Annotated in this window: 26 protein-coding genes; 19 read left to right on the top strand and 7 right to left on the bottom strand. The window is 62.1% G+C overall.

Translation table 11 applies throughout. The annotated features are described in order from the left end of the window. Positions 1-26: 26 nt before the first annotated feature. The 13 genes from acs (at position 27) to EOS_RS25230 (ending at position 11,686) form a co-directional block, all read left to right on the top strand. On the top strand, positions 27-2,000 hold the full coding sequence (gene acs, locus EOS_RS25290) for an acetate--CoA ligase (protein WP_047894917.1): 1,974 nt from the start codon (positions 27-29) through the stop codon (positions 1,998-2,000). Positions 2,001-2,216: 216 nt separating this feature from the next. Then, positions 2,217-3,710, top strand: coding sequence for a F0F1 ATP synthase subunit beta (gene atpD, locus EOS_RS25285; protein WP_063177463.1), 1,494 nt, complete (start codon positions 2,217-2,219; stop codon positions 3,708-3,710). Beyond that, a complete protein-coding gene (locus EOS_RS25280) occupies positions 3,707-4,138 on the top strand; it encodes a F0F1 ATP synthase subunit epsilon (protein ID WP_047894916.1) in 432 nt (143 codons plus the stop codon). The genes atpD and EOS_RS25280 overlap by 4 nt, the downstream gene beginning before the upstream one ends. An 8-nt stretch (positions 4,139-4,146) precedes the next feature. Then, a complete protein-coding gene (locus EOS_RS25275; protein WP_200908706.1) occupies positions 4,147-4,482 on the top strand; it encodes an AtpZ/AtpI family protein in 336 nt (111 codons plus the stop codon). Then, positions 4,479-4,757, top strand: coding sequence for an N-ATPase subunit AtpR (locus EOS_RS25270; protein WP_047894915.1), 279 nt, complete (start codon positions 4,479-4,481; stop codon positions 4,755-4,757). The genes EOS_RS25275 and EOS_RS25270 overlap by 4 nt, the downstream gene beginning before the upstream one ends. Continuing rightward, positions 4,754-5,452: a F0F1 ATP synthase subunit A gene (locus EOS_RS25265; RefSeq protein ID WP_047894914.1), complete on the top strand. Its 699-nt coding sequence runs from the start codon at positions 4,754-4,756 to the stop codon at positions 5,450-5,452. The genes EOS_RS25270 and EOS_RS25265 overlap by 4 nt, the downstream gene beginning before the upstream one ends. Continuing rightward, a complete protein-coding gene (locus tag EOS_RS25260; RefSeq protein WP_031359402.1) occupies positions 5,449-5,697 on the top strand; it encodes a F0F1 ATP synthase subunit C in 249 nt (82 codons plus the stop codon). Before EOS_RS25265 ends, EOS_RS25260 begins: the two co-directional genes overlap by 4 nt. Positions 5,698-5,710: 13 nt before the next feature. After that, positions 5,711-6,445, top strand: coding sequence for a F0F1 ATP synthase subunit delta (locus tag EOS_RS25255; protein ID WP_047894913.1), 735 nt, complete (start codon positions 5,711-5,713; stop codon positions 6,443-6,445). Next, a complete protein-coding gene (locus EOS_RS25250; protein ID WP_047894912.1) occupies positions 6,442-7,998 on the top strand; it encodes a F0F1 ATP synthase subunit alpha in 1,557 nt (518 codons plus the stop codon). The genes EOS_RS25255 and EOS_RS25250 overlap by 4 nt, the downstream gene beginning before the upstream one ends. Beyond that, positions 7,995-8,927 (top strand): F0F1 ATP synthase subunit gamma, encoded by a 933-nt coding sequence (locus EOS_RS25245; RefSeq protein ID WP_047894911.1) that lies wholly within the window; start codon positions 7,995-7,997, stop codon positions 8,925-8,927. The genes EOS_RS25250 and EOS_RS25245 overlap by 4 nt, the downstream gene beginning before the upstream one ends. Positions 8,928-8,942: 15 nt before the next feature. Next, on the top strand, positions 8,943-10,250 hold the full coding sequence (locus tag EOS_RS25240; protein WP_047894910.1) for an NRAMP family divalent metal transporter: 1,308 nt from the start codon (positions 8,943-8,945) through the stop codon (positions 10,248-10,250). Positions 10,251-10,421: 171 nt separating this feature from the next. Further along, positions 10,422-11,351: a DnaJ C-terminal domain-containing protein gene (locus EOS_RS25235; RefSeq protein WP_047894909.1), complete on the top strand. Its 930-nt coding sequence runs from the start codon at positions 10,422-10,424 to the stop codon at positions 11,349-11,351. Positions 11,352-11,362: 11 nt separating this feature from the next. Beyond that, positions 11,363-11,686 carry a chaperone modulator CbpM gene (locus EOS_RS25230; protein ID WP_047894908.1) on the top strand — a complete coding sequence of 108 codons (324 nt, stop codon included), beginning with the start codon at positions 11,363-11,365 and terminating at the stop codon, positions 11,684-11,686. 143 nt (positions 11,687-11,829) lie between these two features. Here EOS_RS25230 and flhD read toward each other — a convergent pair whose 3' ends face one another. The 5 genes from flhD to nthA all read right to left on the bottom strand — a co-directional run bounded on the left by flhD (position 11,830) and on the right by nthA (position 16,153). Continuing rightward, positions 11,830-12,150, bottom strand: a complete 321-nt coding sequence (flhD, locus tag EOS_RS25225) for a flagellar transcriptional regulator FlhD (RefSeq protein ID WP_047894907.1) — start codon at positions 12,148-12,150, stop codon at positions 11,830-11,832. 335 nt (positions 12,151-12,485) lie between these two features. Further along, positions 12,486-14,072, bottom strand: coding sequence for an alkaline phosphatase family protein (locus EOS_RS25220; RefSeq protein WP_235442965.1), 1,587 nt, complete (start codon positions 14,070-14,072; stop codon positions 12,486-12,488). Positions 14,073-14,437: 365 nt separating this feature from the next. After that, positions 14,438-14,809, bottom strand: a complete 372-nt coding sequence (locus tag EOS_RS25215) for a nitrile hydratase accessory protein (protein WP_047894933.1) — start codon at positions 14,807-14,809, stop codon at positions 14,438-14,440. A 1-nt stretch (position 14,810) separates the two neighbouring features. Continuing rightward, on the bottom strand, positions 14,811-15,491 hold the full coding sequence (gene nthB, locus EOS_RS25210) for a nitrile hydratase subunit beta (protein ID WP_047894905.1): 681 nt from the start codon (positions 15,489-15,491) through the stop codon (positions 14,811-14,813). Beyond that, a complete protein-coding gene (gene nthA / locus EOS_RS25205; protein WP_047894904.1) occupies positions 15,488-16,153 on the bottom strand; it encodes a nitrile hydratase subunit alpha in 666 nt (221 codons plus the stop codon). Before nthA ends, nthB begins: the two co-directional genes overlap by 4 nt. A gap of 55 nt (positions 16,154-16,208) precedes the next feature. On the opposite strand from nthA, the gene EOS_RS25200 reads away from it, so the two are divergent. The 3 genes from EOS_RS25200 to EOS_RS25190 are packed head-to-tail and all read left to right on the top strand — an operon-like array spanning position 16,209 to position 19,570. After that, a complete protein-coding gene (locus EOS_RS25200; RefSeq protein WP_047894903.1) occupies positions 16,209-16,475 on the top strand; it encodes a hypothetical protein in 267 nt (88 codons plus the stop codon). Between the two features lie 46 nt (positions 16,476-16,521). Beyond that, on the top strand, positions 16,522-18,348 hold the full coding sequence (locus EOS_RS25195; RefSeq protein ID WP_047894902.1) for an IlvD/Edd family dehydratase: 1,827 nt from the start codon (positions 16,522-16,524) through the stop codon (positions 18,346-18,348). 43 nt (positions 18,349-18,391) lie between these two features. After that, the gene (locus EOS_RS25190) at positions 18,392-19,570 is read left to right on the top strand and encodes a fumarylacetoacetate hydrolase family protein (protein ID WP_047894901.1); all 1,179 of its coding nucleotides are present in this window, start codon (positions 18,392-18,394) and stop codon (positions 19,568-19,570) included. Positions 19,571-19,662: 92 nt separating this feature from the next. Here the strand turns inward: EOS_RS25190 and EOS_RS25185 are convergent, their stop codons facing one another. Then, entirely contained in the window at positions 19,663-19,986 is a 324-nt protein-coding gene (locus EOS_RS25185; protein ID WP_160312527.1) for an HU family DNA-binding protein, read from the bottom strand. A 314-nt stretch (positions 19,987-20,300) separates the two neighbouring features. On the opposite strand from EOS_RS25185, the gene EOS_RS25180 reads away from it, so the two are divergent. Beyond that, complete coding sequence (locus EOS_RS25180; RefSeq protein WP_047894899.1) at positions 20,301-21,680, top strand: LLM class flavin-dependent oxidoreductase; 1,380 nt, start codon at positions 20,301-20,303, stop codon at positions 21,678-21,680. Positions 21,681-21,706: 26 nt separating this feature from the next. Here the strand turns inward: EOS_RS25180 and EOS_RS25175 are convergent, their stop codons facing one another. Then, on the bottom strand, positions 21,707-21,949 hold the full coding sequence (locus tag EOS_RS25175) for a hypothetical protein (RefSeq protein ID WP_047894898.1): 243 nt from the start codon (positions 21,947-21,949) through the stop codon (positions 21,707-21,709). A gap of 293 nt (positions 21,950-22,242) precedes the next feature. Between EOS_RS25175 and EOS_RS25170 the strand changes: the two genes are divergently transcribed. After that, positions 22,243-22,590, top strand: coding sequence for a type II toxin-antitoxin system prevent-host-death family antitoxin (locus EOS_RS25170; protein ID WP_047894897.1), 348 nt, complete (start codon positions 22,243-22,245; stop codon positions 22,588-22,590). Next, complete coding sequence (locus EOS_RS25165) at positions 22,590-23,249, top strand: AAA family ATPase (protein ID WP_047894896.1); 660 nt, start codon at positions 22,590-22,592, stop codon at positions 23,247-23,249. Before EOS_RS25170 ends, EOS_RS25165 begins: the two co-directional genes overlap by 1 nt. Positions 23,250-23,320: the final 71 nt, after the last annotated feature.

Raw genomic sequence — 23,320 nt, 5'->3', positions numbered from 1 at the left:
GATCTCACGATTAAAGCGAGGAGACTATGTCTACCATCGAAACGAGCCATCACGTCCCTGCTCAGGACATTCCTTTGACAGGCCGTGCCGTGATTAAGAGCATGGAGGCTTACCGCGCGCTCGTGGAGGAGGCCGCGCAGGATCACGAAGCCTTCTGGGCGCGGCTTGCCCGCGAGCACCTGAGCTGGCGCCGTCCGTTTACGCAGATTCTCGACGACCAGAATGCGCCGTTCTACAAGTGGTTCGAGGACGGGGAACTGAACGCGTCGTACAACTGCCTCGACCGCAATCTGACCAGCGGCAACGCGAACAAGACCGCGATCATTTTCGAGTCGGACGACGGCCGGGTGTCGAGCGTCACGTATCAGGCGCTGTATCACCGGGTATGCCGGCTCGCCAACGCGCTGCGCGCTCGCGGCGTGAAGAAAGGCGACCGGGTGGTCATCTATCTGCCGATGTCGGTCGAAGGCGTTGTCGCGATGCAAGCATGCGCGCGCATTGGTGCACCGCATTGCGTCGTGTTCGGCGGGTTTTCCGCGAAGTCGCTTCATGAGCGGATAACGAACGTTGGCGCTGTGGCAATCATTACCGCGGACGAACAGGTTCGCGGCGGCAAGACCCTGCCGCTGAAGAGCATTGTTGACGAGGCGCTGGCGATGGGCGGCACCGACGCCGTCAAGACCGTCGTCATCTACCGGCGCACAGGCGGGCGGATTCCATGGATCGGCGGCCGCGATGCCTGGCTGCACGAGCTGGAGCACGCGCAGCCGGACACCTGCGAGCCCGAATGGGTGAGCGCCGAGCATCCGCTGTTCGTGTTGTATACGTCCGGGTCCACCGGCGCGCCGAAGGGCGTGCAGCACAGTACTGGCGGCTATTTGCTGTGGGCCGCCGTCACCATGAAGTGGACCTTCGACATCAAGCCGGACGATGTCTTCTGGTGTACCGCCGACATCGGCTGGATCACGGGGCATACGTACATCTGCTATGGGCCGACTGCCGTCGGCGCGACCCAGGTCATTTTCGAGGGCGTGCCGACTTACCCGAACGCGGGCCGCTTCTGGGACATGATCCAGCGCCACAAGGTGACGATTTTCTACACCGCGCCCACGGCCATCCGGTCCCTGATCAAGAGCGCCGACGCAGACCGCGCAGTGCATCCCGGCAGCTACGACCTGAGCACGCTGCGCATCCTCGGCACGGTCGGCGAACCTATCAACCCGAGCGCCTGGACGTGGTATGCGGAGCATGTCGGCGGCGGCAAGTGCCCCGTACTCGACACATTCTGGCAGACCGAAACAGGCGGTCACATGATCACGCCGTTGCCGGGTGTCACCCCGCTCGTGCCGGGATCCTGCACGCTGCCGCTGCCGGGCATAGATGCCGCGATCGTCGATGAAACCGGCCAGGAGGTACCGAACGGGCACGGTGGAGTACTGGTCATCAGAAAGCCCTGGCCTTCCATGATCCGCACCGTATGGGGCAACCCGGAGCGCTTTCGAAAGGGTTATTACCCCGACGAACTGGGCGGCAATCTGTATCTCGCCGGAGATGGCGCGATCCGCGACCCCGACACGGGCTATTTCACGATCACCGGCCGTGTTGACGATGTGCTGAATGTATCGGGACACCGGATGGGCACGATGGAAATCGAGTCGGCGCTGGCGGCCTGCCCGTTGGTTGCTGAAGCGGCGGTCGTCGGACGGCCGGACGAAACCTTCGGCGAGGCCATCGTTGCATTCGTCGTGCTGAAAGGCGAACGACCCAGCGGTGCCGACGTAAAACGCGTGGCCGACGAGTTGCGCGCGTGGGTCGGCAAGGAGATCGGCCCGATTGCCAAACCGAAGGAGATCCGCTTCGGCGACGCGATGCCAAAGACGCGCTCCGGGAAAGTCGTGCGCCGCCTGTTGCGCTCGGTCGCGAAGGGCGAACCGATCTCGCAAGACACGTCGACAGTCGAAAACCCGGCCGTGATCGCGCAGTTCGCGGACCCCGCGTAAGGCGCCTGACGGGCATGGGCCCCGACAGGCCGCGCACCCGTTCTCGCACTCGAAGCAGTCCGAACGAAGTCATTTTCAAGCTGCCGCGTGCACATTAAGTCGCGTGAGCGCAGTCCGTCTGAAGGAAGCAAATTGAACACTCGCTATCCCGTCGCCGCCATTGAAAATCCTCCCCCGACGGGCGGTGTGGAAAAGCCGAGTGCAGTCGAGCCGCTTCTGAAGTTCGACCAGGCGGCCGTTGCGCCTGAGCCATTGGTCCCGGCCGGCGGACCGCAGGGCCATGTAGTCGCGGTACGGGGCGCTATCGTGGATGTCGCTTTCGATCATGCTCCCTTGCCGCTCATCGAAGAATCGCTATCCATCTTCACCGATCGCGGGCCGCCGATCATCGCGGAAGTGCAGGCTCACCTGGACGAATGCACGGTGCGCGCGCTCGCGTTGCAGTCCACCAACGGGCTGCATCGCGGCACGCCGGTGCGCGCATCAGGCGGGCCGATCCTCGTGCCGGTGGGTGAGGCCACGCTCGGACGCCTGATCGACGTCACCGGCACGCCGGGGGACCGTGGCGCACCCTTCGCCGACGACGTCCCGCGCCGCCCGATTCATCGTGCGCCGCCGCCGTTTGCATCGCAGAGCGCAGCCACCGAGATCTTCTGGACCGGGATCAAGGTCATCGACCTGTTGACTCCGCTCGCGCAGGGCGGCAAGGCGGCGACGTTCGGCGGCGCCGGGGTCGGTAAAACCGTGCTCGTGATGGAGCTCATCCATGCGATGGTCGAACGCTATCAAGGCATCTCGGTCTTCGCCGGCGTGGGAGAGCGTTCGAGAGAAGGCCACGAGATGCTGCTCGATATGCGTGACTCCGGCGTGCTGCCGCGTACCGTGCTGGTCTACGGCCAGATGAACGAGCCGCCCGGCGCGCGCTGGCGCGTGCCGCTGACTGCGCTTACGGTCGCGGAATACTTTCGCGACGAACGGCACCAGAACGTGCTGCTGTTGATGGACAACGTCTTTCGCTTCGTCCAGGCGGGGGCCGAAGTCTCGGGCCTGCTTGGACGGCTGCCCTCGCGCGTTGGCTACCAGCCGACGCTCGCGAGCGAGGTTGCCGCGCTGCAAGAGCGCATTGTGTCGGTCGGCGGCGTATCGGTCACTGCGATCGAGGCTGTCTACGTTCCGGCGGACGACTTCACCGACCCGGCCGTGACGACCATCGCGGCGCACGTCGACAGCATGATCGTCCTGTCCCGGTCGATGGCCGCCGAGGGCATGTATCCGGCCATCGATCCGATCGCTTCGTCGTCCATTCTGCTCGACCCGGCCTTCGTCGGCGACGAGCACGCCGCGATCGCGATCGAGGTGCGCAAGACCATCGAACATTATCGGGAACTGCAGGACGTGATCTCGTTGCTCGGCGTAGAGGAGCTCGGCGTGGACGATCGCCGCATCGTCGGACGGGCGCGCCGGCTGCAGCGCTTCCTGACCCAGCCGTTCACCGTCACCGAGGCGTTTACGGGCGTCCCCGGCCGTTCCGTCGCAGTCGCCGACACGGTTGCCGGCTGCAAGGCGATCCTCGCCGGGGATTGCGACGCCTGGCAGGAAAGCTCGCTCTACATGGTCGGCACGCTTGATGAAGCCCGCGCCCGCGAGGCCGCTTCGTCAACGCCGCTTGCGGCTGACGCAAAGCCGGTGGCGGAGCACCTCGAATCATGAATGCGCTCCTGCATTTGACTATCGCCACGCCGGCGCGCGTGCTGTTCGACAGCACGGAAGTCGTCGCGCTGCGCGCCGAGGACGCCACGGGCAGTTTCGGCATTCTGCCCGGCCATGCGGCGTTCCTGACTGTGCTGGCGCCATCCGTGCTGCGTTGGCGCGCCGCCGACGGCATCGAACAATTTTGCGCTGTGAAAGAAGGCGTGCTGCGCGTTTCGGGCGGACACGAGATCGCGATTGCGTGCCGCGAAGGTGTAATGGCCACGAGCGGCACTTCGCTCGAGGTACTTGAGGCGCAAGTCGATGCTGCACGCGCGGCGCAGGTCGACGCAGTGCGGCGTGCCCGCGTCGACGAAACCCGTCTTCACGCACAGGCCGTTCGTCAGTTGCTGCGCTATCTGCGCCCGAGCGCGAGACCGGCGGACTGAACCGAACCATGACACAGCCCTCCCCTGACGGCATCGATCCCAAGCGCGACGCTGACCCTGACACCGACCGCATGGCCCGCGCTGCCTGGCAAGCAGTACAGCGCGAGCGCCAGGCGAGGGAAGAGCCGGAACCTTCTCTCGGAGCCCGCCTCGGTCAGATCGGCATTCTCGGTTGGACCATCGTCGTGCCGACGCTGCTTGGGCTCGTGCTTGGCCACTGGCTCGACCGGTACTTCAACACCGGCGTGTTTTTCTCAGCTCCGCTGCTGATGGCCGGTGCGGCTGTCGGCCTGTGGTCCGCATGGAAATGGATGCATCGGCAAACCCGGAGAGATCGGCAATGACATATCACTTCCCGCTGGCAGCCCAGATTGCGATTGGCTCGTGTGTCGGCCTTGCTGCCGGTGCGATCCACTTCGCGACCTTGCGCTGGAATGTCCGGCTGCTGGTCGCCGGCACGCCGGCCAAGGCAATCGGGCTGCAACTCCTGCGCCTCGCGGGCGTGGCCGTTCTGTTCGCCGTGCTGGCGAAGTTTGGCGCGTGGCCGCTCCTATGCGGCGCGGCCGGGCTGCTGCTGGCAAGAGGCTTCATTCTGCGACGTGTCCAGGTGACGCCATGATTGCTTCGCCTCTCGCCACGGCCACCCTCTTCCATATCGGCCCGATCGGCGTTTCAGCGCCCGTAGTGGCGACGTGGGCCATCATGGCCCTGCTCGCGGGCGGCTCCGCCTGGACCACCCGCCGGCTGTCGCTCACGCCGTCGAGAATGCAGACGGTGCTCGAACTGGTGGTCAGCACGATCGACGACCAGATTCGCGACACGATGCAAGCCGAGCCTGAACGATATCGCGCGCTGGTGGGCACGCTCTTTCTTTTCATTCTGGTCAGCAACTGGTCGTCGCTCCTGCCGGGCGTCGAGCCCCCTACCGCTCATGTCGAAACCGACGCCGCGCTGGCCTTGATCGTGTTCTGCGCAACCATTTTCTACGGCATCCGCACGCGTGGCCTCGGCCGTTACCTCGCCACCTTTGCCGAACCCACGTGGATCATGATCCCGCTCAACGTGGTCGAGCAGATCACGCGGACCTTCTCGCTGGTGGTGCGCCTGTTCGGCAACGTGATGAGCGGCGTCTTCGTGGTTGGCATTGTGCTGTCGCTTGCCGGGCTGCTCGTACCCATTCCGTTGATGGCGCTCGACCTTCTGACCGGCGCGGTGCAGGCCTACATCTTCACGGTTCTCGCAATGGTCTTCATCGGCGCCGCGCTAGCCGAAAACTCCGCAAACACTTCCAGCAAACAGGCAGGCCAGCAATGAACAATCTGATCCAGGTAGTGAGCATTCTCGCCGCGGCGCTCGCCGTCTCATTCGGCGCGATAGGACCGGCTCTCGGCGAAGGCCGCGCGGTCGCGGCCGCGATGGATGCGCTCGCGCGGCAGCCGGAATCGGCCGGCACGATTTCGCGGACGCTGTTCGTCGGTCTCGCGATGATCGAGACCATGGCAATCTACTGCCTGGTGATCGCCTTGCTCGTGTTGTTTGCGAATCCGTTCGTGAAGTGAGCGAGCACTGATCATGCACATCGACTGGTGGACTCTTCTGCTGCAGACCGTCAACGCGCTGGTGCTCGTCTGGTTGCTGGCGCGCTTTCTGTTTCGCCCGGTGGCGAAGATCGTAGCCGAGCGCCAGCACGCAGCCGCGGCGCTGATGGCCGATGCCGCCGCAGCAAAAGCCGCGGCGCTCGACGAACAGCAGAAGGCCGCCGCCAATAGCGCTCATGTCGCGGCGCTGCGCGCACATCTGCTCGATGCAGCGACGGCCGAAGCGGCGCAACTCAAGGCGTCGCTCGAGAACGCGGCACGCACCGACGCAGAGCAGATGCGCGCGGCCGCGCAAACCGCGATCGACGCGAGCCGGCGTGACGCCGCTGCTGCCGACTCCGATCGTGCATCGCAATTCGCACTCGATGTCACGGCGCGGCTACTCGATCGCCTGCCCGCCGAGGCACGGATCGCGGGTTTCATCGCCGGCCTGGCGCGTGAGCTCGCCGCACTGCCCAACGCTACCCGGGCGCAACTGACCGGCGACGATGAACCGGTCCGCCTGATCGTGCCTCGCGCACTCACCACGGCCGAACTGGCCGCGTGTCACACGGCGTTCACCCAGGCGCTCGGCCACGCGTTGCAGGTTCAGGTCACGGTCGATCCCGCCGTGATCGCAGGACTTGAACTGGAAGCGCCGCATGCACTCGTGCGCAACAGTTTTCGCCACGATCTCGCGGGCCTGAAAATGGAACTCCTCGGCTCATGACATCCATCCAGCCCAACCTGGCTTTGAGCGACAACGACTGGCTCGTCAGCAGCCGCGCCACCCTCGCTCGCTCGCGTTTTGTCGCCAAGGCTGAAACGATCGGGCGCGTAGGGCACGTGTCCGATGGCATCGCATCCGTCTCCGGCCTGCCCGATGTGCGGTTGAACGAACTGCTGCGCTTCGAGGGCGGCCGGCTGGGCTTTGCGCTCACACTGGACGCCGATGCCATCGGCGCGGTTTTGCTCGACGACGGCGACGCGATTTCCGCCGGTTCGCGAGTCACCGGAACCGGGCAGGTGGTCGAAGTGCCGGTCGGTCCGGGGCTGCTCGGACGAGTGGTCGATCCGCTCGGCAGGCCGCTTGATAGCGACGAGCCGGTGCTCGCCGAGATGCACCTGCCGATCGAGCGGCCTGCGCCTTCCATCATCGACCGGGATCTTGTCGCGCAACCGGTCGCCACCGGCATCCTGCTGATCGATGCGTTGTTCGCAATCGGGCGCGGCCAGCGCGAGTTGATCATCGGCGATCGGGCGACCGGCAAGACCTCGATAGCCATCGACACGATCGTCAACCAGAAGCACACCGACATGATCTGTGTGTATGTGGCGATCGGTCAGCGCGCCACTGCCGTGCAGCGCGTCATCGACGCCGTGCGCCGCCACGGCGCGCCCGAGCGATGCGTATTCGTGGTCGCGCCGGCGGCTGCGTCACCGGGTTTGCAATGGATTGCTCCGTTCAGCGGAGTCTCCATCGCTGAATATTTTCGTGACCGCGGGCAACATGCGCTCATCGTCATCGACGACCTGAGCAAGCATGCCGCGACGCATCGCGAACTCGCCTTGCTCACGCGCGAACCGCCCGGTCGCGAGGCGTATCCCGGCGACATTTTCTACCTGCACGCCCGGCTGCTGGAGCGTGCGGCAAAGCTGTCTGCGGAACTGGGCGGTGGTTCACTCACGGCCTTGCCGATCGCGGAAACCGATGCCGGCAATCTGTCCGCCTACATTCCCACCAACCTGATCTCGATCACCGACGGCCAGATCATGCTCGACGCAGCGCTTTTCGCAGCCAACCAGCGCCCCGCGGTGGACGTTGGCTTGAGCGTAAGCCGGGTCGGCGGCAAGGCGCAGTTACCCGCGTTGCGCAAGGTATCCGGACCTCTGCGGCTCGATTATTCGCAGTTTCTGGAGCTCGAAATGTTTACGCGCTTTGGCGGCGCGATAGAGCCGAGGGTCAAGGCGCAAGTGGTCCGCGGCGAGCGCATTCGCGCACTGATCACGCAGCCGCGCTTTGCGCCACTGCGCCCCATCGATGAAATCGCGCTGCTGGCCGCACTCGCCGATGGCGTGTTCGACACGCTGCCAGTCAGTTGCGTTGCGACGGTTCGTACCCGTCTCGCCGCACATCTCGATGCGCGCGGCGGTCCTGCGGCGGCGGCTCTCGTTGCCACGGGCTCGCTCGATGCGCCCGCGCTGACCGAGCTAGTCACGGTCGTACGCGATCTCGCCGCACAAGTTGGCGCAGCGCCTGCGCCTGAGGCCGCTTCGACATGAGTAATAAACTCAGTGAAGTTCAATCGCGCATGAACGGCGTTCGCGGGCTCGAATCCGTGGTCGGTGCAATGCGTGGCATCGCTGCAGCGCGCTCGCGTGAAGCGCGCAGCCGTCTGGACGGTATTCGGGCGTGTGCGCGCATAGTCGGAGCGGCGATCGGCGACGCGCTGCTGCTGATTGACAAACACACGTCGCACGACGCCACTGACCTGGATCGAGGTGCAGATCGGGACGCAGCCGTGGTGATTGTCCTGTGCGCAGAACAGGGTTTTGTCGGTACGTTCAACGAGCATGTCATCGACGCGGCGCTTGCATCAGCTACCGCATCAACGCGTTCCTCGTCGACGGAATATCTGATGCTCGGCGGCCGCGGCATCGTGGCGGCCGCCGAACGCGGGCTGAGCGTCGGCTGGTCGGCGCCGATGGTCACCCATGCCGACGAAGTGCCGGCGCTCGCCGATCGCCTCACCAGTGCTCTGTTCCAGCGTCTCAATGGCGGACGGGCGACCCGCGTAACCGTGGTCCACGCAACACCGAACCCGTCAGCAAGCGTCCAGACCGTGGAACAGACCTTGCTGCCGTTCGACTTCGGGCGATTCCCGATCACACCGCGTCGCGACCCGCCCCTCATTACCGTCGCGCCCCAGCGCTTGCTGACGCAGCTCGCAGAGGAATACATCTTCGCGCAGCTGTGCGAGGCCATCATGCTGTCGTTCGCCGCTGAGAACGACGCGCGTATGAGGGCCATGATCGCTGCACGCACGAACGTGGATGACAGACTCGAAGCATTGACCGGCGACTTTCGCCGGCTGAGGCAAGAGGAGATCACGTCGGAAATCGTGGAGCTTTCCGCAGGAAGCATCGCTGCCAGCAGACTTTCAAAAAAACCGGGCCCGCGCAATGGGCACGGCTCCGACCACGCCGTCTGACTACACCGAGCCATCATGGACGAGCCTGCCCAGGAATACGACGCAGAGGGCCCTGATCCGGTTATCGGCCCCACTAAACCCCATTTGCTCGGCGTGCTGGGGCCCGGCCTCATCACAGGCGCCTCCGACGACGATCCCAGCGGCATCGCCACTTACAGTCAGGTGGGCGCTGCCTTTGGCTACGGACTGTCCTGGACGCTCCTGTTCAGCTACCCGCTGATGGTCGCCATCCAGATGATCAGCGCACGCATCGGACGCACGACGGGGCACGGCATAGCAGGCGTACTGCGCCTGCACTACTCGACATGGCTGCTGCAGTGGATCGTGGCGCTGCTGCTGATTGCGAATATCGTCAATCTGGGCGCGGATCTGGGTGCAATGGCCGACGCACTCGCGCTTTTGCTGCCCGGTCCGAAGTGGCTGTATGTACTGCTGTTTTCAGTGATCTGCGTCGCGATGCAGTTGTTGCTGCAATACACGCGCTACGTGGCTGTGCTGAAGTGGTTCACGCTGTCCCTCTTCGCTTACTTTGCCGTGCTGGCGGTGGCGCATGTCGATTGGGGCCATCTTGCCAGCAGTCTGTTCCTGCCGCGTCCGGTCTGGACGTCGGCGTATCTGACCGCCGTCGTGGCAGTGTTCGGCACCACGATCAGTCCCTACCTGTTTTTTTGGCAATCCGGTGAGGAAGTCGAGGACATGCGCGTGCATCCACGCCGGCTGGATCTATTCAATTCACCTGAGCAAGGTCCTGCGGCGCTGCATCGTATCGAGGTCGATACCGTCGCCGGCATGGGATTGTCCAACGTGGTCGCACTTGCCATTTTGGCTACCACGGCGGCTACCCTCCACGCAGGCGGTATCGTCGATATTGAAACGTCGGCTCAGGCGGCGCAGGCTCTGCGGCCTATCGCCGGACCCTTCGCAGCGCTGTTTTTCACGGTTGGACTGATCGGGACCGGTCTGCTGGCTGTGCCCGTGCTCGCCGGGTCGGCGGCGTATGCGATCGGCGAAGCGCGCAACTGGCCGGTCGGTTTCACCCGCAAAATGCAGGAAGCAAAGGCTTTTTACGCCACGATCGCGATCGCTACGCTGATCGGCATGATCATCAATTTCACCTCCATCAATCCGATCAAGGCGCTCTACTGGAGCGCGGTGCTCAACGGCGTAGTCGCCGTGCCGGTAATGTTCGTGATGATGAAAATAGTGTGCCGCCCGGACATCATGGGAAAGTTTGCGGCTCGGGGCTGGCTACGGGCGCTGGGTTGGCTGGCGACTGCCGTAATGCTGGTGATTTCGGCCGCGATGCTGGTCACCTCGGTCTGAGGCTGCACGGCCGCTGCCGCGAGCGCGCACGATCGCCGCCGATGGTCACGCACGGCTGGCCATTTTTTCGCCCGGCTCCGCGTTGACCTACACTCGTTAAACGACGTGCCCTCGCCGTCGCAGCGCTTCAGCTCAGACGAAAACTCGTTCTCCTTCTCTTTTAGGTCTCACATGAAATTCAAGGACTATTACGAAGCCTTGGGAGTCGAACGCACCGCAACACACGCGGACATCAAGAAAGCTTATCGCAAGCTCGCCCACAAATATCATCCCGACGTTTCGGCGGACCCGAACAGCGAAGCGAAATTCAAGGACATCGCGGAGGCTTATGCCACGCTGAAAGATCCAGAAAAGCGCGAAGCCTACGACAACCTCGGCAAACATCCGGCCGGCGAATCGTTCACGCCGTCACCGGACTGGCAGCAACATTTCCACGCCGGCGAAGCGGGCCTCGACGACGTCGACCTCGCCGATCTTTTTTCGGCTTTTGGCCGTACCGCCGGCGGCAGTCAACGAAGACAAAGCTTTCCCGTCCCGGGACAGGACTATGAAATCGTCGCTCTCGTTTCGCTGGAGCAAATCTATAACGGCGAAGAAATCGAACTGAGCGCTGAGCTTCCCGAGTACGACGCAAATGGCCTCGCGCATCGCGTCGCGCGGACCTTTCGAATCACTATTCCCAAAGCGGCGGCCGATGGTCAGCGCCTGCGGCTGGCCGGCAAGGGCGGCCCGGGTTTTAACGGCGGCCGGCCGGGCGATCTGTATGTGTCACTTGCCCTACAGCCGCATCCGCTCTATCGGCCCGATGGCCGCGACCTCTATATCGATCTGCCGCTCGCGCCCTGGGAAGCCGTGTTGGGAGCGAGCGTGCACGTACCCACTCTTGCGGGCACGGTGGAGCTCACCGTCAAACCGGGCACTACTGCAGGGCAAAAATTGCGGCTCGCCAAACGCGGACTTGCGTCGGCCGACGGCAGCGTCGGGGCGCTCTATGCTGCGGTCAGAATAGAAGTGCCGAAAACGGTCGGCGCTCGTGAACACGAGTTGCTGAAACAACTGGCGGCGGCATCGAACTTCAACCCCCGCAAGCATTTTGCGTAAGGAGCAAAGCCATGAGCGCACCATTGAGCGATTCGATCTGGCTTAACGACGTGGACCTTTGCCCGCTTGAACATCTGGCCGAGGTGTCGGGCCTCTCGATCGATGAAATCGAAGACCTCATAGACACCGACGTCATCAAGCCAGTGGACACCGGTTCACAGACGCCCATGTTCCAGCTGCGTTACGTCGTGACGGTCAAGACAGCACGGCGGCTGCGCGACGACTTCGAACTCGACCGGCAAGGTCTTGCGTTAGCGCTGTCGCTGTTGCAACGCATCGATGAACTGCAAGCGGAGATACACGCGACGAAGGCGCGGCTAGGACGCCCCAGATGATATCGCGCAGAAACGGGCTAGCACGGGTGCGGAAACCCCATCCCCGGTCCAGTCCGACTCACGCCGGCCCTTCAGTTTTTTCCAAAGCGGTTGGTCATGCCGCTATGACTTACCGCACAAGCAGGCGGACCCTTGTTGCACCCTTATGCGAATTGCACAGCTTGCTGCGGGGCCATTGACGCCGCGGAGTGCTGCGCAGCGACGTCGGCCCTGTACGGCGATTTTGTCAAAGCAGACAGCATCGCGTGATCGTTGAAGCGAAACGAGCAAAGCAGATGATTCGACGCCGCGAATTTCACCGCTTGAGCCGAGGTAAGGTTAGCCAGAATATCGGCGACTTCCTTTGACAGCCCGAGGCGAAGCATTCCGACGGGGCCATCCTCTTGCAGCAGCTGCCGCGCGAGCGTGATGTACGAGAGGTTAAGTTCCCGAATCGATTCCAACGTGTCATTGAAAGTTTTCACTGCGTCCCCGCAATCGGTTCCAGACGCGTCACGCTGTCAGGCGGCATCGGTAGACAAAACGTAACGTCTCGTTACAGTTCGTAACATGTTGCGGATTCTGCAGTCACCGCAAACGTTCAGCAAGGGCTTTAGAGGGTATTTTTCGATGTTGTGTGAGGACGACGGCACAAATTACGCGTTGCGGAATTATTGACCGGCGCATGGCTCGCGGGGTGCCGGCACGAATCCCGGACAGAAGGTCAGCACCGCAACATCCCATGACCCCTGCCCGAGACCGCTAAAGGCTTTGCACCCCCGCGCCCGAAGACATCTTCAACGAACCGGTTCGTCTACCGCTAGTGGTCGATCCCGAGACCCGGCAGGACTCTCGTTTCTTCTTCCGCGACCGAATGCAACAGTTCCGGGTCAAGATCGAGTACGCCCAGGATCGTCGGTGCGACCTGTGTGGTCAGGACGGCCCTGGAGACGGTGCGACCGTGCTGGATTCCCTGGAACGACACGACAAGGCCCAGGTGGCTGTCGTCAGGCGCATTGCCGCCGTGCTCCTCGTCCTTCGCCGTGCTGGACGTGTAGATCACGCCCGGGTTCGGCTGCACGATGATGTCCGGGGTACGGCCTCGTGCCGGATCGCCGAACCGTGACGCGAGGTTCGGGCCGTACAGGATGTACGCCGCGGGACCATCCGCACAGATGCCGGGGGCATTGCAGCTGAGATTGTCCTTGAGCGTCGTCACCGCCGCGTCCAGCTGAGTGCGGTCACGCAGCCAGATGAGCCCGATGTCGTCGGTTTGCACCATGCCGGTGTCGACGAGTCCCGTACCGTCGTTCAGATTGCCCGACGTCGTGGCGTTCTGGCCGAAGTTGCCGTTGGGGTCCAGATAGTTATTGGCTTCCAGGAGCTTGGACAGCGTATCGCCGTTCTTGACCAGTTTCGTGTGGTCGGTCGGCGACTGCCCGTGCTTGGCCGTGACGATGATGACAGTGGACGAATAAAGGTTTCGTTCCTTCAGCTCGGACACAATGCGACCCAGCGCGTCATCCAGGTAATCAATCGCGCCAGCGACCTGCGGACCCGGCGTGAAATCGGCATCGAGGTAACCCCCACCCTTTGCCACAGGTGCCTTTTGGGCCACGCTCAAGGTCTGGAAGTTCGTGCCGAACACCGTCGGCACGGAAGCGCTTTTCCCGGTCGAGTCACGGCCATTGATCTGGTTGATGAGCGCCCGCACGTGATAGTTATCGAATTTCTCCGTGTGCGTATACGTGTCGAGGTAGTAGGTCTTGGTCGCAGGGTCGATCGAGTTGATCTCGGTGCGCGCCAGATCGTCCACGCCGCGGCCGGACGGTCCATTTAGCCAGTCATAACCCCATGCATGCTTGTCGGCCCAAGCCGTACGCGCACCGCGGATATGCTCCTTGACCACTTCGAAAACCGTATTCGTCTTGATGTAGTTATGCGGATAGACGGGCGTACAGACGCCATTGACCATCGCATTCGGAATGGCCTGCGGATTGAATGCGCCGCCGCCGTTGAGATGGATCAGCGGGCCTCCGTTCTCGCCATCGATGCCGGTCGTCTCATCGAACACGACGTTCCATCCCTGCTTGCCCGAGCAGGTCGTATCCGTCGGCGCGTAGAGGGTGCGGTCATATGACACGTCATAGAAAAGACCTACGGTCTTCGGCGAACCGCCTGTTACCAGCGCGGCCAGACCGGGAAAGGAATCAGACAGGCCCGGGGTATGCGCATTCGTGTACGTCACGCCTGATTTCGCCAGCAGCGCCAGGTTAGGGCAGGTATTCGCACCGATGCAGCGCGCGACATCCTGCTCATGCAAACCATCGAAGCTGATGAGAAGCACGCGCTTCGCGTCCTGCATCTCATGCGCTTGTGCCACCGGGGGTATGCCTGCCAGCGCCATCACGCCAGCACCGACTACTGCGCTCAACCCGGACCACTTCCTGACTTTATCCATGTCTCACCTCATTGTTGTATGACGGAACGGACCTGTGCCGAAAGACTCGGTAATATTCTTTAAGGCACGGTAACGTAATGTGGGTTCCGATTACGAACATGTGATGAAGGCAAACTTTCAACTCTCTGTCAGCTGTTTGTCTGAGGAAAACGGGGGACGCGCGGAAATGAAGACCGCGTGCGGCAAAAAGAAATGGATACCCATGCCCATTGCGCTTCAATCGATGTCGACCGTAAAGCGTCGATCCATCGAAAATTCATGGTCCGATGAAGTATTAAGGAATGCTGGCGATGCGGGGATTAGAGGAATTGCTATCGTCCGAGCTCGATCGGCTGGCCGTGCGGAGTACGTTGCGCAGCCGCCTCCCACTCATTCCGACGCTGCGAAAGCAGGCCGCTTGTCACCAGGCCCTTGTTGGCGCTGATGCGCTCCAGCGCCGTCATCCAATGGACATAGTAGGTGTTGCCACGGTCCGGGTCGCCGGCGGCCTGGGCGTCGCGGATTGCGTGGTTCAGGCATTCAGCCCATTCTGCCCATGTGAACAAACCACGCTCGTACAAGGCCAGCGTCATCGCGAAGGCCTGTGCTTCCCACGGCGCACTGAAGACGGGCCCCGCGGCGTCGCAAGGCAATTCGGGCAAGGCAATGTGCAGTTCCGGCAGGCTCGGCTTGGCAGCAGTCATGTCAGTCAGGCCCGGCATTCGGGTAGTCGAGATACGATTCCCAGCAATCGACGCATACCGACGCTGCGGTCGTATCCGCACCCCAGAGTTCAAAGGCGTCGAAACGCACGGTATAGAGCCATTGCGGTTGCTCGCCCAGCCCGATCGCGTTGGTATCGGGAAAGACGTGCGTGCCATGCGCGGCGATAATCCTCCCCCGTTTGCCGCGGCAATAGCGCGGCAGCCGCGTGTGCGTTGATGGATGCATCTGACGGGTCTGCACACTATCGCCAACCTCAAAGCGTGCCGCGGCAGTCGCCGGACGATCAGCCGGACCGCCTCTCAGCAGCGCGGCTGGCACCTGGTCGGCCATCAGGACGCGAGGGACCGGACTCGCCGCACTCTTCAACTCGCCCGCCTCGATTTCCTCAGCCGTCGCGAGCCCTGTATTCAGCAGCAGCCTTTTCAGTCCTTCGAACCAGATCTCGTAGTAACTGCTCGAGAGGTACTGCGCCGGCGGCAAGCTCTCCCGCGCGGCGCGAGATGTGTCGATGTTCCACTTGCCGGTCGCACCCATCGCGAGCGTCATTGCCAGCACCCGGCGCTCCCAGTCGGCATGAAAGAGCGAGACGTCGTCTTCAGGGTCTTCAGGGTGTATTGGGCCGAAAGCCTGCATGCCGCCCAGATCTTGCGCGCCGTTCATGTGAGCTCCCGTTTCGGTTCGGGCGTCTTCGGCAAACCGGTGCCGATCATGGAATCACGCGTCACCAGTTCAGCCAGATCCTCCTCCGATAAGCCGTCGGTTCCCGGGGGCCGCATTGGCAACACCAGATAGCGGACCTCGGCCGTGGAGTCCCACACGCGGAACTCCGTTTCGGCGGGTAGTTCGAAGCCAAACTCCCTCAACACGCCGCGCGGATCGATGACCGCGCGAGACCGGTAAGGCGCCGACTTGTACCAGACCGGCGGAAGCCCGAGCACCGGCCACGGGTAGCACGAGCACAACGTGCAGACCACCATGTTGTGCACGGCGGGCGTATTCTCCAGCGCAATCATGTGTTCGCCCTGCCTGCCGGTGTAGCCCAGCGAGGCGATTGCGGCGGTGGCGTCATCGAGCAGCCATTGCCTGTATGCCGGATCGCTCCAGGCCTTTGCAACCACGCGTGCGCCATTGCGCGGTCCAACCTTGTGCTCGTAGGTCTCGATCAGGATATCCAGCGCATTCGGATCGACGTATCCCTTCTCTACCAGCACGGATTCCAGCGCGCGCACGCGCAATTCCATCTCGGACAACTCGCTGCCGTGGTGATGGTCGTGATCGTCGGTGTGCCGATGTCCTGGTTGCTTCCCTTGAAGATTGCTCATTGAAGTTCGCCCGAGAAATTTCCAACCGGACCAGTATGGTTGGCTCAGGACGCGAATGCAAACCGACAGGATAGAGCCCGGCGTTGCGCCGCGTGCGGCGGAGCTTGCCGAGATCGGCCCGCGTATCAGCGGCACTGCACTCGATGTATGCTGGAGCGAGCCGTCGCTCGATCCGGGTTTCGCCGAACTCAACAACGTCGTGCCGCGACCGAACAGATCGAGCGCCCCGGTAGAAACCCGTACGGCAATGGCCGGCCTGGTCCGCGACAATCAGCATGCGTTCTTCAACAACCGGCCACTGCTCACCGAATACACGCAATAAACCACCCGTCTGCTCCCCGCATAACAAACCCGCCATAGCCACGCTCATGACACCCTCCAAGCCCACCGACACCCATACCGATACCGATCACAACGACACCTCCACGCCGCGCCTTCGCAGCCGCCGCTGGTTCGACGATCCCTCGAACCCCGGCATGACCGCGCTCTATCTCGAGCGCTACATGAACTACGGCATCACGCGCGAAGAACTGCAATCGGGCAAGCCGATCATCGGCATCGCCCAGACGGGTTCGGATCTCGCGCCCTGCAACCGGCATCATCTCGATCTGGCGAGCCGCGTTCGCGACGGTATCCGCGACGCAGGCGGCATCCCGCTCGAATTCCCCGTTCACCCGATTCAGGAAACCGGCAAGCGCCCCACCGCCGCGCTCGATCGCAACCTCGCTTATCTCGGTCTCGTTGAAATCCTGCATGGCTATCCTATCGATGGCGTCGTGCTCACCACCGGCTGCGACAAGACCACGCCCGCGTGCCTGATGGCTGCGGCCACGGTCAACATTCCAGCCATCGTGCTGTCAGGCGGACCGATGCTCGACGGCTGGTATCACGGCAAGCTTGCCGGCTCCGGCACGGTGATCTGGGACGCCCGCAAACGGCTGTCCGCAGGCGAGATCGACTACTCCGGGTTCATGGACATGGTCGCGTCGTCGGCGCCATCGGTCGGGCATTGCAACACGATGGGCACGGCCCTTTCCATGAACTCGCTCGCCGAGGCGCTCGGCATGTCGCTGCCGGGTTGCGCGGCGATTCCCGGACCGCATCGCGAGCGCGGCTGGATGGCGCATGCCACCGGCAAGCGCATCGTCGGCATGGTGGCGGAGAACCTGCGCCCGTCGGACATCATGACCAAGGGGGCATTCGAGAACGCCGTGGTAGCGGCTGCGGCCCTTGGGGCTTCATCGAATTGTCCGATTCACATGATCGCCATCGCGCGTCACATGGGTGTCGAGCACACGCTGGAAGACTGGCAGCGGCTTGGCCCCGAGGTACCGTTGCTGGTCGATTGCCAGCCTGCCGGACGTTTCCTCGGCGAGGCATTTCATCGTGCTGGCGGCGTGCCGGCCGTGATGAAGGAACTGCTCGATGCAGGTCGTCTGAACGCCGACGTACGCACGGTTACTGGACACACGCTGGGCGAAGATCTGGTCACAGTGCCCACGCCCGATCGCGAGGTGATCCGCGCGTATGAGAACCCGTTGAAAGAGTCGGCGGGATACGTCGTGTTGTCGGGCAACATCTTCGACAGCGCCGTCATGAAGGTCAGCGTGATCGACCAGGCGTTCCGCAAGCGCTTCCTCGCCGACCCCGATCATCCCGACGTGTTCGAGGGCAAGGTGGTCGTGTTCGAAGGCCCGGAAGACTATCACGCGCGTATTGAAGACCCAGAGACAGGAGTCGACGAACGGTCCATTCTCGTGATCCGCAACTGTGGTCCGGTAGGCTTTCCGGGTGGTGCGGAAGTGGTCAACATGCAGCCGCCGGCTGCGCTGCTCAAGCGCGGTATCGACACCCTGCCCACTCTCGGCGATGGCCGTCAAAGCGGTACATCGGCGAGTCCGTCCATTCTCAATGTATCGCCGGAAGCAGCCGTTGGCGGCGGGATTGCGTTGCTCGTATCGGGCGACAGGATCCGCATTGACCTGAAGACACGCAAGGTCGACCTGATGATCCCCGAAGCCGAGCTTGCCGAACGCCGAGCGGCATGGAAACCGCCCGTGCTGAAGAACATGACACCGTGGGAAGAGATCTACCGGAGCATGGTCGGGCAGCAAGGCAGCGGCGCGTGCCTGGAACCGGCCACGCTGTACTTGAACATCGTCGAGACGCGCGGCGAATCGCGGCATAACCACTGAGGCGCACGGACGCCCGACCCTCATCCCTCTGGAGACACGCAACATGCCTCGCGCTTTCCTCCCCTCCGATCTCGATGAAGCCTTGCTCATCGGCCGTGTCTGGCGGCCGGCACCCATCGACGGGCCGTCGGTGGTCGTCGTGCGACGCGGCGAAGTCTTCGACATCACGCCAACGGTTGCGACCACCGCCGATCTTTTCGATCGCGACGATGCGGTGGAGATCGCGCGCCACGCGCCGGGCGAATCGCTCGGACCTGTCGATGCGCTGATCCGCGCGTCGCTCGATTCATCCACCCATGCAACGCGTTTGCTCGCGCCATGCGACGTGCAAGCGATCAAGGCCTGCGGCGTGACGTTCGCGGTGAGCTTGCTGGAGCGCGTGATCGAAGAACACGCGGGCGGCGATGCAAGCAAGGCGCAGGAAACCCGCTCGATGATCAACGAGTTGATCGGTGCCGATTTATCGAAGATAGAACCCGGCTCGGAAGCTGCGGGAAAGTTGAAGGCCGAACTCGAACGGCGCGGCGCGTGGTCGCAATATATGGAAGTCGGCATTGGTCCGGATGCCGAAGTATTCTCCAAATCGCAGCCGATGTCGTCAGTCGGATTCGGTGCCGATGTGGGTTTATATCCAACGTCGAAGTGGAACAACCCCGAACCGGAAATCGTGCTGGCCGGGAACAGCGCGGGCACGATCGTGGGTGCAACGCTTGGCAACGACGTGAACCTGCGCGACGTCGAAGGCCGTTCCGCTTTGCTGCTCGGCAAAGCGAAGGACAACAACGGTTCATGCGCGATCGGTCCGTTCGTGCGGCTGTTCGACGGCACGTTCACGCTCGATACCGTGCGCGAAGCAAGCGTGTCGCTGCGCATTGAAGGTGCAGACGACGGTTTCGTACTGGACGGCGTCAGCCACATGCGCGAGATCAGCCGCGATCCGGCGGACCTCGTGGCGCAAACGCATGGCGCGCATCATCAGTATCCGGACGGCTTCATGTTATTTCTCGGCACGATGTTCTCGCCGATCAAGGATCGCGACACGGCCGGCGGTGGCTTCACGCATCATCTGGGCGACGTGGTGACCATCTCGACGCCATCGCTGGGTGCGATCGTCAACACCGTGCGTTTATCGACGGAAATTACGCCCTGGACATTCGGGGTACGTGCGCTCTATCGCAATCTGGCGGCGCGCGGCATGTTGAACGGCGCACGCGTTTCTTGATGTGAATCCATGCGGCGCATTCATCTGACGATGTTTGCCGCTGCTTGACTACGTCCTTGCGCAACAGCCCCGCAAGGACGCGTCAGTCACTCTTACTGGTTCACCAGGTCTTTGAACGCTTTACCGGCAGTAAACTTGACCGTTTTTGCGGCTGCGATCTGGATGGTGTCGCCGGTCTTGGGATTGCGACCCGTGCGCGCGGCGCGTGCGCCGGTGCTGAAGGTGCCGAAACCGACGAACTGAACGCTGTCGCCGTTGACAACGGCTTGCGTCACGGTAGAGATAAACGCATCGATAGCTTCGGCGGCTGCGGCTTTGCTCGTACCGGTGGCGGACGCCACGGCGTCAACGAGTTCTTGCTTGTTCATTTCTGTTTTCTCAAAGATGGGTACAACGCACTGCCCATGCGACTGCATGGTGGAAGCGTCACCTTACCGGACACTCCCGTTGGAGGCAAATCCGTTTTCTCCCCGGTTTGTCCCTGACCGCAGTTGGGATTTGCCTCTTCGGATCGCTACGATCCGCTCGTGCAGCGCACGAAGCAGCGCGAAAAATCGCAACGTTCATGGAATACAAATGCGAATTCGATGGTTTGCGGCGCGCCAGAGCTGTGTAAGCATTCTTGTTGCCTTCATCGTTGAAACGCGGCTAAAACTGCTGTATTTGCGCGGTTTTCTTCGCCACGGTTCACTCGCCCTGCCTTTCGCTCCTCCCTTCGCGCGCCACTCAAATGAGCAAGAAAAAGATCCTTCTGAACGCGTTCAACATGAACTGTGTCGGTCATATCAATCATGGTTTATGGACGCATCCGCGTGATCGATCACAAGATTACCGAAAGCTTTCATACTGGACGGATCTTGCAAAACTGCTCGAACGCGGACTGTTCGACGGACTCTTTATTGCGGATATCGTGGGGGCGTACGACGTTTATCAGCAATCGGTCGATGTAACGCTCAAGGAGTCGGTGCAGTTGCCGGTCAACGATCCGCTGATGCTTGTTTCCGCCATGGCGGCCGTCACGCAGCATCTTGGTTTCGGCGTCACGGTCAACCTGACTTACGAAGCGCCCTATCTTCTGGCACGACGTTTTTCCACGCTCGATCATCTCACCGAGGGGCGGATCGGCTGGAACATCGTGACCGGTTATCTCGACAGCGCCGCGCGCGCGATGGGCCTCACCGAGCAAATAGCACACGACGAGCGCTACGACCGCGCCGACGAATACCTCGATGTCACCTACAAGCTCTGGGAAGGCAGTTGGGAAGACGACGCTGTCGTGCGCGACCGAGCCGCACGCGTGTTCGCCGATCCGCAGAAGATCCACAAGGTCAATCACCACGGCCGCTACTACAACGTAGAGGGTTATCACTTATCCGAGCCGTCGCCACAACGCACGCCGGTGTTGTTCCAGGCAGGTTCGTCAGGACGAGGTCAGGCGTTTGCAATCCGTCATGCCGAGTGCGTGTTCGTATCGAGCCAGAGCAAGGAAAGCACGCGCAAGCTCGTCGATGCACTGCGCAAGCAAGCGGCCGGAGCAGGCCGCGATCCTGCCAGTCTCAAGGTCTTCATGGGTCTCACCGTCGTGGTGGGGCGCACCACGACCGAAGCCGAGGAGAAGTTCGCCGAGTACGCCCGCTATGCAAGTGCCGAAGCGGGACTCGCGCACTTTGCGGCGGGCAGTGGCATCGATTATTCGACGTTCGATCTCGACGATGAACTCGAACCGCCGGGCGGTCACAAGAGCCGCGGCATAGAGTCGTCGGTGCAACGCGTGACGGACGGACAATCCGGCTGGACCGTGCGTCGGCTGCTGGATCAGTTGAGGCTGGGTGGACGGTTTACGACTATCGTCGGCGATCCGGTTCAGGTGGCTGACGCGCTGGAATCGTGGATGGATGAAACCGGCATCGACGGTTTTAATCTGACGCGTACTGTGACGCCAGAAAGCTATGAGGATTTCGTCGACCTGGTGATTCCCGAGTTGCAAGCGCGCGGTGTCTACAAGACTTCTTACGCCGACGGCACCCTGCGCGAGAAGTTGTTTGGCCGCGGCGCGAAGCTGCCGGACGAGCATACGGGAGCGTCGTTTCGCAGGCTCCACGCGCAGTGATAGCGGCGGCAGTTGTCACGCTGCCGTCAGCCGTGTCCCGACCGGTCGCGCACTGCCCGCGTGGTCAGAATAGCCGCGATCTGGCTTTTGCATTGCGCCGATACGATCGACGTTATATCGCGTCCCAGCAGTCTCGGACCCGCGCGTTCGAAAGCGTAGTCGCAGGCCGCCAGCAATAACACTCCATGCAGGTGGTACATCAGGATATTGCGGGCCGTGGCGCCCACCACGAAATACCGCAGCCCCATCGAACCGGCGATGCGATCCATCGCGCGCAACAGCGCGCGTTGTTCAGGCGGCAGCGGTGTTTTAAGAGAAATAATGCTTATCTAGAGGAGCCAGCTTTCACGAATCAATGCGGGCGCTGACTTGAGGAGTCTGGGGTAGCTTTGACACGCCCCTTTGTTCAAGTATTTGTTTTGTTCATCTTTTCTGAACAAAACAAATACTTGAACAATCGTCCCTGAAATCCAAGCTAAATTGGCAAGATTACGTATCGATTTGACAAATTGGCTATTATTGCCATAATTACCCTATTCAGTCAGCTTTCGAGGACACCGCCATGATCACCGAACTGCCCAATATCCAGGAATTGCCCCGCCAGAACGCTTCCCAAGTGAAGAACAAGTGGGCGGACCTCGTGCGGCAGGTCCGCCAATCGGGCAGCGTGGCGGTCACCAACCACTCGGCGGTGGAAATGGTGCTGCTGGATGCCAGCACGTACCAACAACTCACTGAAGAGATTCAGGCGCTCAAGGCGCGGGAGCAAACCGCGCTGGATGAATTGACGAACCGGTTCAACGCGCGTCTGGCCGTGCTGCAGCAACCCGATGCCGCTCAGAAACTCAAGTCGCTGTTCGACGCGAAGGGCGTTTTGACGAAGCGGCCTAAGGCCGGTGCGTCGTACTGATGCCCGCTGGCGGTACAGTAACGCGGCCCTTCATCTTCGTCCTCGCCGGCGTCAATGGCGCCGGCAAAAGCTCGGTGGGTGGCGCCATGCTGGTCGAACATGGCCTCACCTGCTTCAATCCCGACACCTTTGCGCGCGAATTGATGGCGCAATTCAGCCTGACTCCTGCGGAAGCCAATAGCCGCGCCTGGGAGACCGGCCGCGCTCAACTTGAAGCGGCCATGGCGAATGGCCAGAACTACGCCTTCGAGACCACCTTAGGCGCCAGGACAATTCCCGACATGCTCGCGAGCGCCACGCGTACTCATGATGTCGTGATGCTGTTTTGCGGCCTTTCGTCCGTTGAACAACATATCGAACGCGTACGATTGCGTGTCGCCAATAGCGGTCACGCTATCCCGGAGAACAAGATCCGCGAGCGTTGGGTCACGTCCCGCGCAAACCTCATCAAACTACTGCCGCGACTCAGCCGCCTGCAGGTCTTCGACAATAGTGCCGATGCCGCTCCGGGACAGGACATTCCCGATCCTGTACTGGTGCTGGAGATGCTCGAAGGTCAGGTCGTGTTTCCCGATCAGGATGATGCGGTTGCATTGAATGCCACGCCGGAATGGGCGCGGCCGATCGTACAAGCCGCCCTCGAATCCATGCATGGATAGTGTTCTGAATACGCTGCGATGTCTTGACATCAATACTTCGCATTCCGATACAACCTGCACGCCATAATTAC

Origin of the sequence: Caballeronia mineralivorans PML1(12) (assembly GCF_001028175.1) — a bacterium.
In the GTDB taxonomy this organism is placed as follows: domain Bacteria; phylum Pseudomonadota; class Gammaproteobacteria; order Burkholderiales; family Burkholderiaceae; genus Caballeronia; species Caballeronia mineralivorans.
Note: the sequence above shows the minus strand (reverse complement) of the source record. Positions and strands in the feature narration are given on the sequence as shown.

Excerpts from the sequence above, each read along its gene's own strand:
- EOS_RS25265 (WP_047894914.1), top strand. The coding sequence starts at position 4,754 with ATGATTGCTTCGCCTCTCGCCACGGCCACCCTCTTCCATATCGGCCCG.
- EOS_RS25175 (WP_047894898.1), bottom strand. The coding sequence starts at position 21,949 with ATGGATCGCATCGCCGGTTCGATGGGGCTGCGGTATTTCGTGGTGGGC.
- EOS_RS25275 (WP_200908706.1), top strand. The coding sequence starts at position 4,147 with ATGACACAGCCCTCCCCTGACGGCATCGATCCCAAGCGCGACGCTGAC.
- EOS_RS25240 (WP_047894910.1), top strand. The coding sequence starts at position 8,943 with ATGGACGAGCCTGCCCAGGAATACGACGCAGAGGGCCCTGATCCGGTT.
- EOS_RS25170 (WP_047894897.1), top strand. The coding sequence starts at position 22,243 with ATGATCACCGAACTGCCCAATATCCAGGAATTGCCCCGCCAGAACGCT.
- nthA (WP_047894904.1), bottom strand. The coding sequence starts at position 16,153 with ATGAGCAATCTTCAAGGGAAGCAACCAGGACATCGGCACACCGACGAT.
- EOS_RS25280 (WP_047894916.1), top strand. The coding sequence starts at position 3,707 with ATGAATGCGCTCCTGCATTTGACTATCGCCACGCCGGCGCGCGTGCTG.
- EOS_RS25215 (WP_047894933.1), bottom strand. The coding sequence starts at position 14,809 with ATGACTGCTGCCAAGCCGAGCCTGCCGGAACTGCACATTGCCTTGCCC.
- EOS_RS25185 (WP_160312527.1), bottom strand. The coding sequence starts at position 19,986 with ATGCAGTCGCATGGGCAGTGCGTTGTACCCATCTTTGAGAAAACAGAA.
- EOS_RS25230 (WP_047894908.1), top strand. The coding sequence starts at position 11,363 with ATGAGCGCACCATTGAGCGATTCGATCTGGCTTAACGACGTGGACCTT.
- EOS_RS25220 (WP_235442965.1), bottom strand. The coding sequence starts at position 14,072 with ATGGCGCTGGCAGGCATACCCCCGGTGGCACAAGCGCATGAGATGCAG.
- EOS_RS25180 (WP_047894899.1), top strand. The coding sequence starts at position 20,301 with ATGAGCAAGAAAAAGATCCTTCTGAACGCGTTCAACATGAACTGTGTC.
- EOS_RS25270 (WP_047894915.1), top strand. The coding sequence starts at position 4,479 with ATGACATATCACTTCCCGCTGGCAGCCCAGATTGCGATTGGCTCGTGT.
- EOS_RS25260 (WP_031359402.1), top strand. The coding sequence starts at position 5,449 with ATGAACAATCTGATCCAGGTAGTGAGCATTCTCGCCGCGGCGCTCGCC.
- EOS_RS25165 (WP_047894896.1), top strand. The coding sequence starts at position 22,590 with ATGCCCGCTGGCGGTACAGTAACGCGGCCCTTCATCTTCGTCCTCGCC.
- EOS_RS25195 (WP_047894902.1), top strand. The coding sequence starts at position 16,522 with ATGACACCCTCCAAGCCCACCGACACCCATACCGATACCGATCACAAC.
- EOS_RS25235 (WP_047894909.1), top strand. The coding sequence starts at position 10,422 with ATGAAATTCAAGGACTATTACGAAGCCTTGGGAGTCGAACGCACCGCA.
- EOS_RS25255 (WP_047894913.1), top strand. The coding sequence starts at position 5,711 with ATGCACATCGACTGGTGGACTCTTCTGCTGCAGACCGTCAACGCGCTG.
- EOS_RS25250 (WP_047894912.1), top strand. The coding sequence starts at position 6,442 with ATGACATCCATCCAGCCCAACCTGGCTTTGAGCGACAACGACTGGCTC.
- nthB (WP_047894905.1), bottom strand. The coding sequence starts at position 15,491 with ATGAACGGCGCGCAAGATCTGGGCGGCATGCAGGCTTTCGGCCCAATA.
- EOS_RS25245 (WP_047894911.1), top strand. The coding sequence starts at position 7,995 with ATGAGTAATAAACTCAGTGAAGTTCAATCGCGCATGAACGGCGTTCGC.
- EOS_RS25200 (WP_047894903.1), top strand. The coding sequence starts at position 16,209 with ATGCAAACCGACAGGATAGAGCCCGGCGTTGCGCCGCGTGCGGCGGAG.
- acs (WP_047894917.1), top strand. The coding sequence starts at position 27 with ATGTCTACCATCGAAACGAGCCATCACGTCCCTGCTCAGGACATTCCT.
- EOS_RS25190 (WP_047894901.1), top strand. The coding sequence starts at position 18,392 with ATGCCTCGCGCTTTCCTCCCCTCCGATCTCGATGAAGCCTTGCTCATC.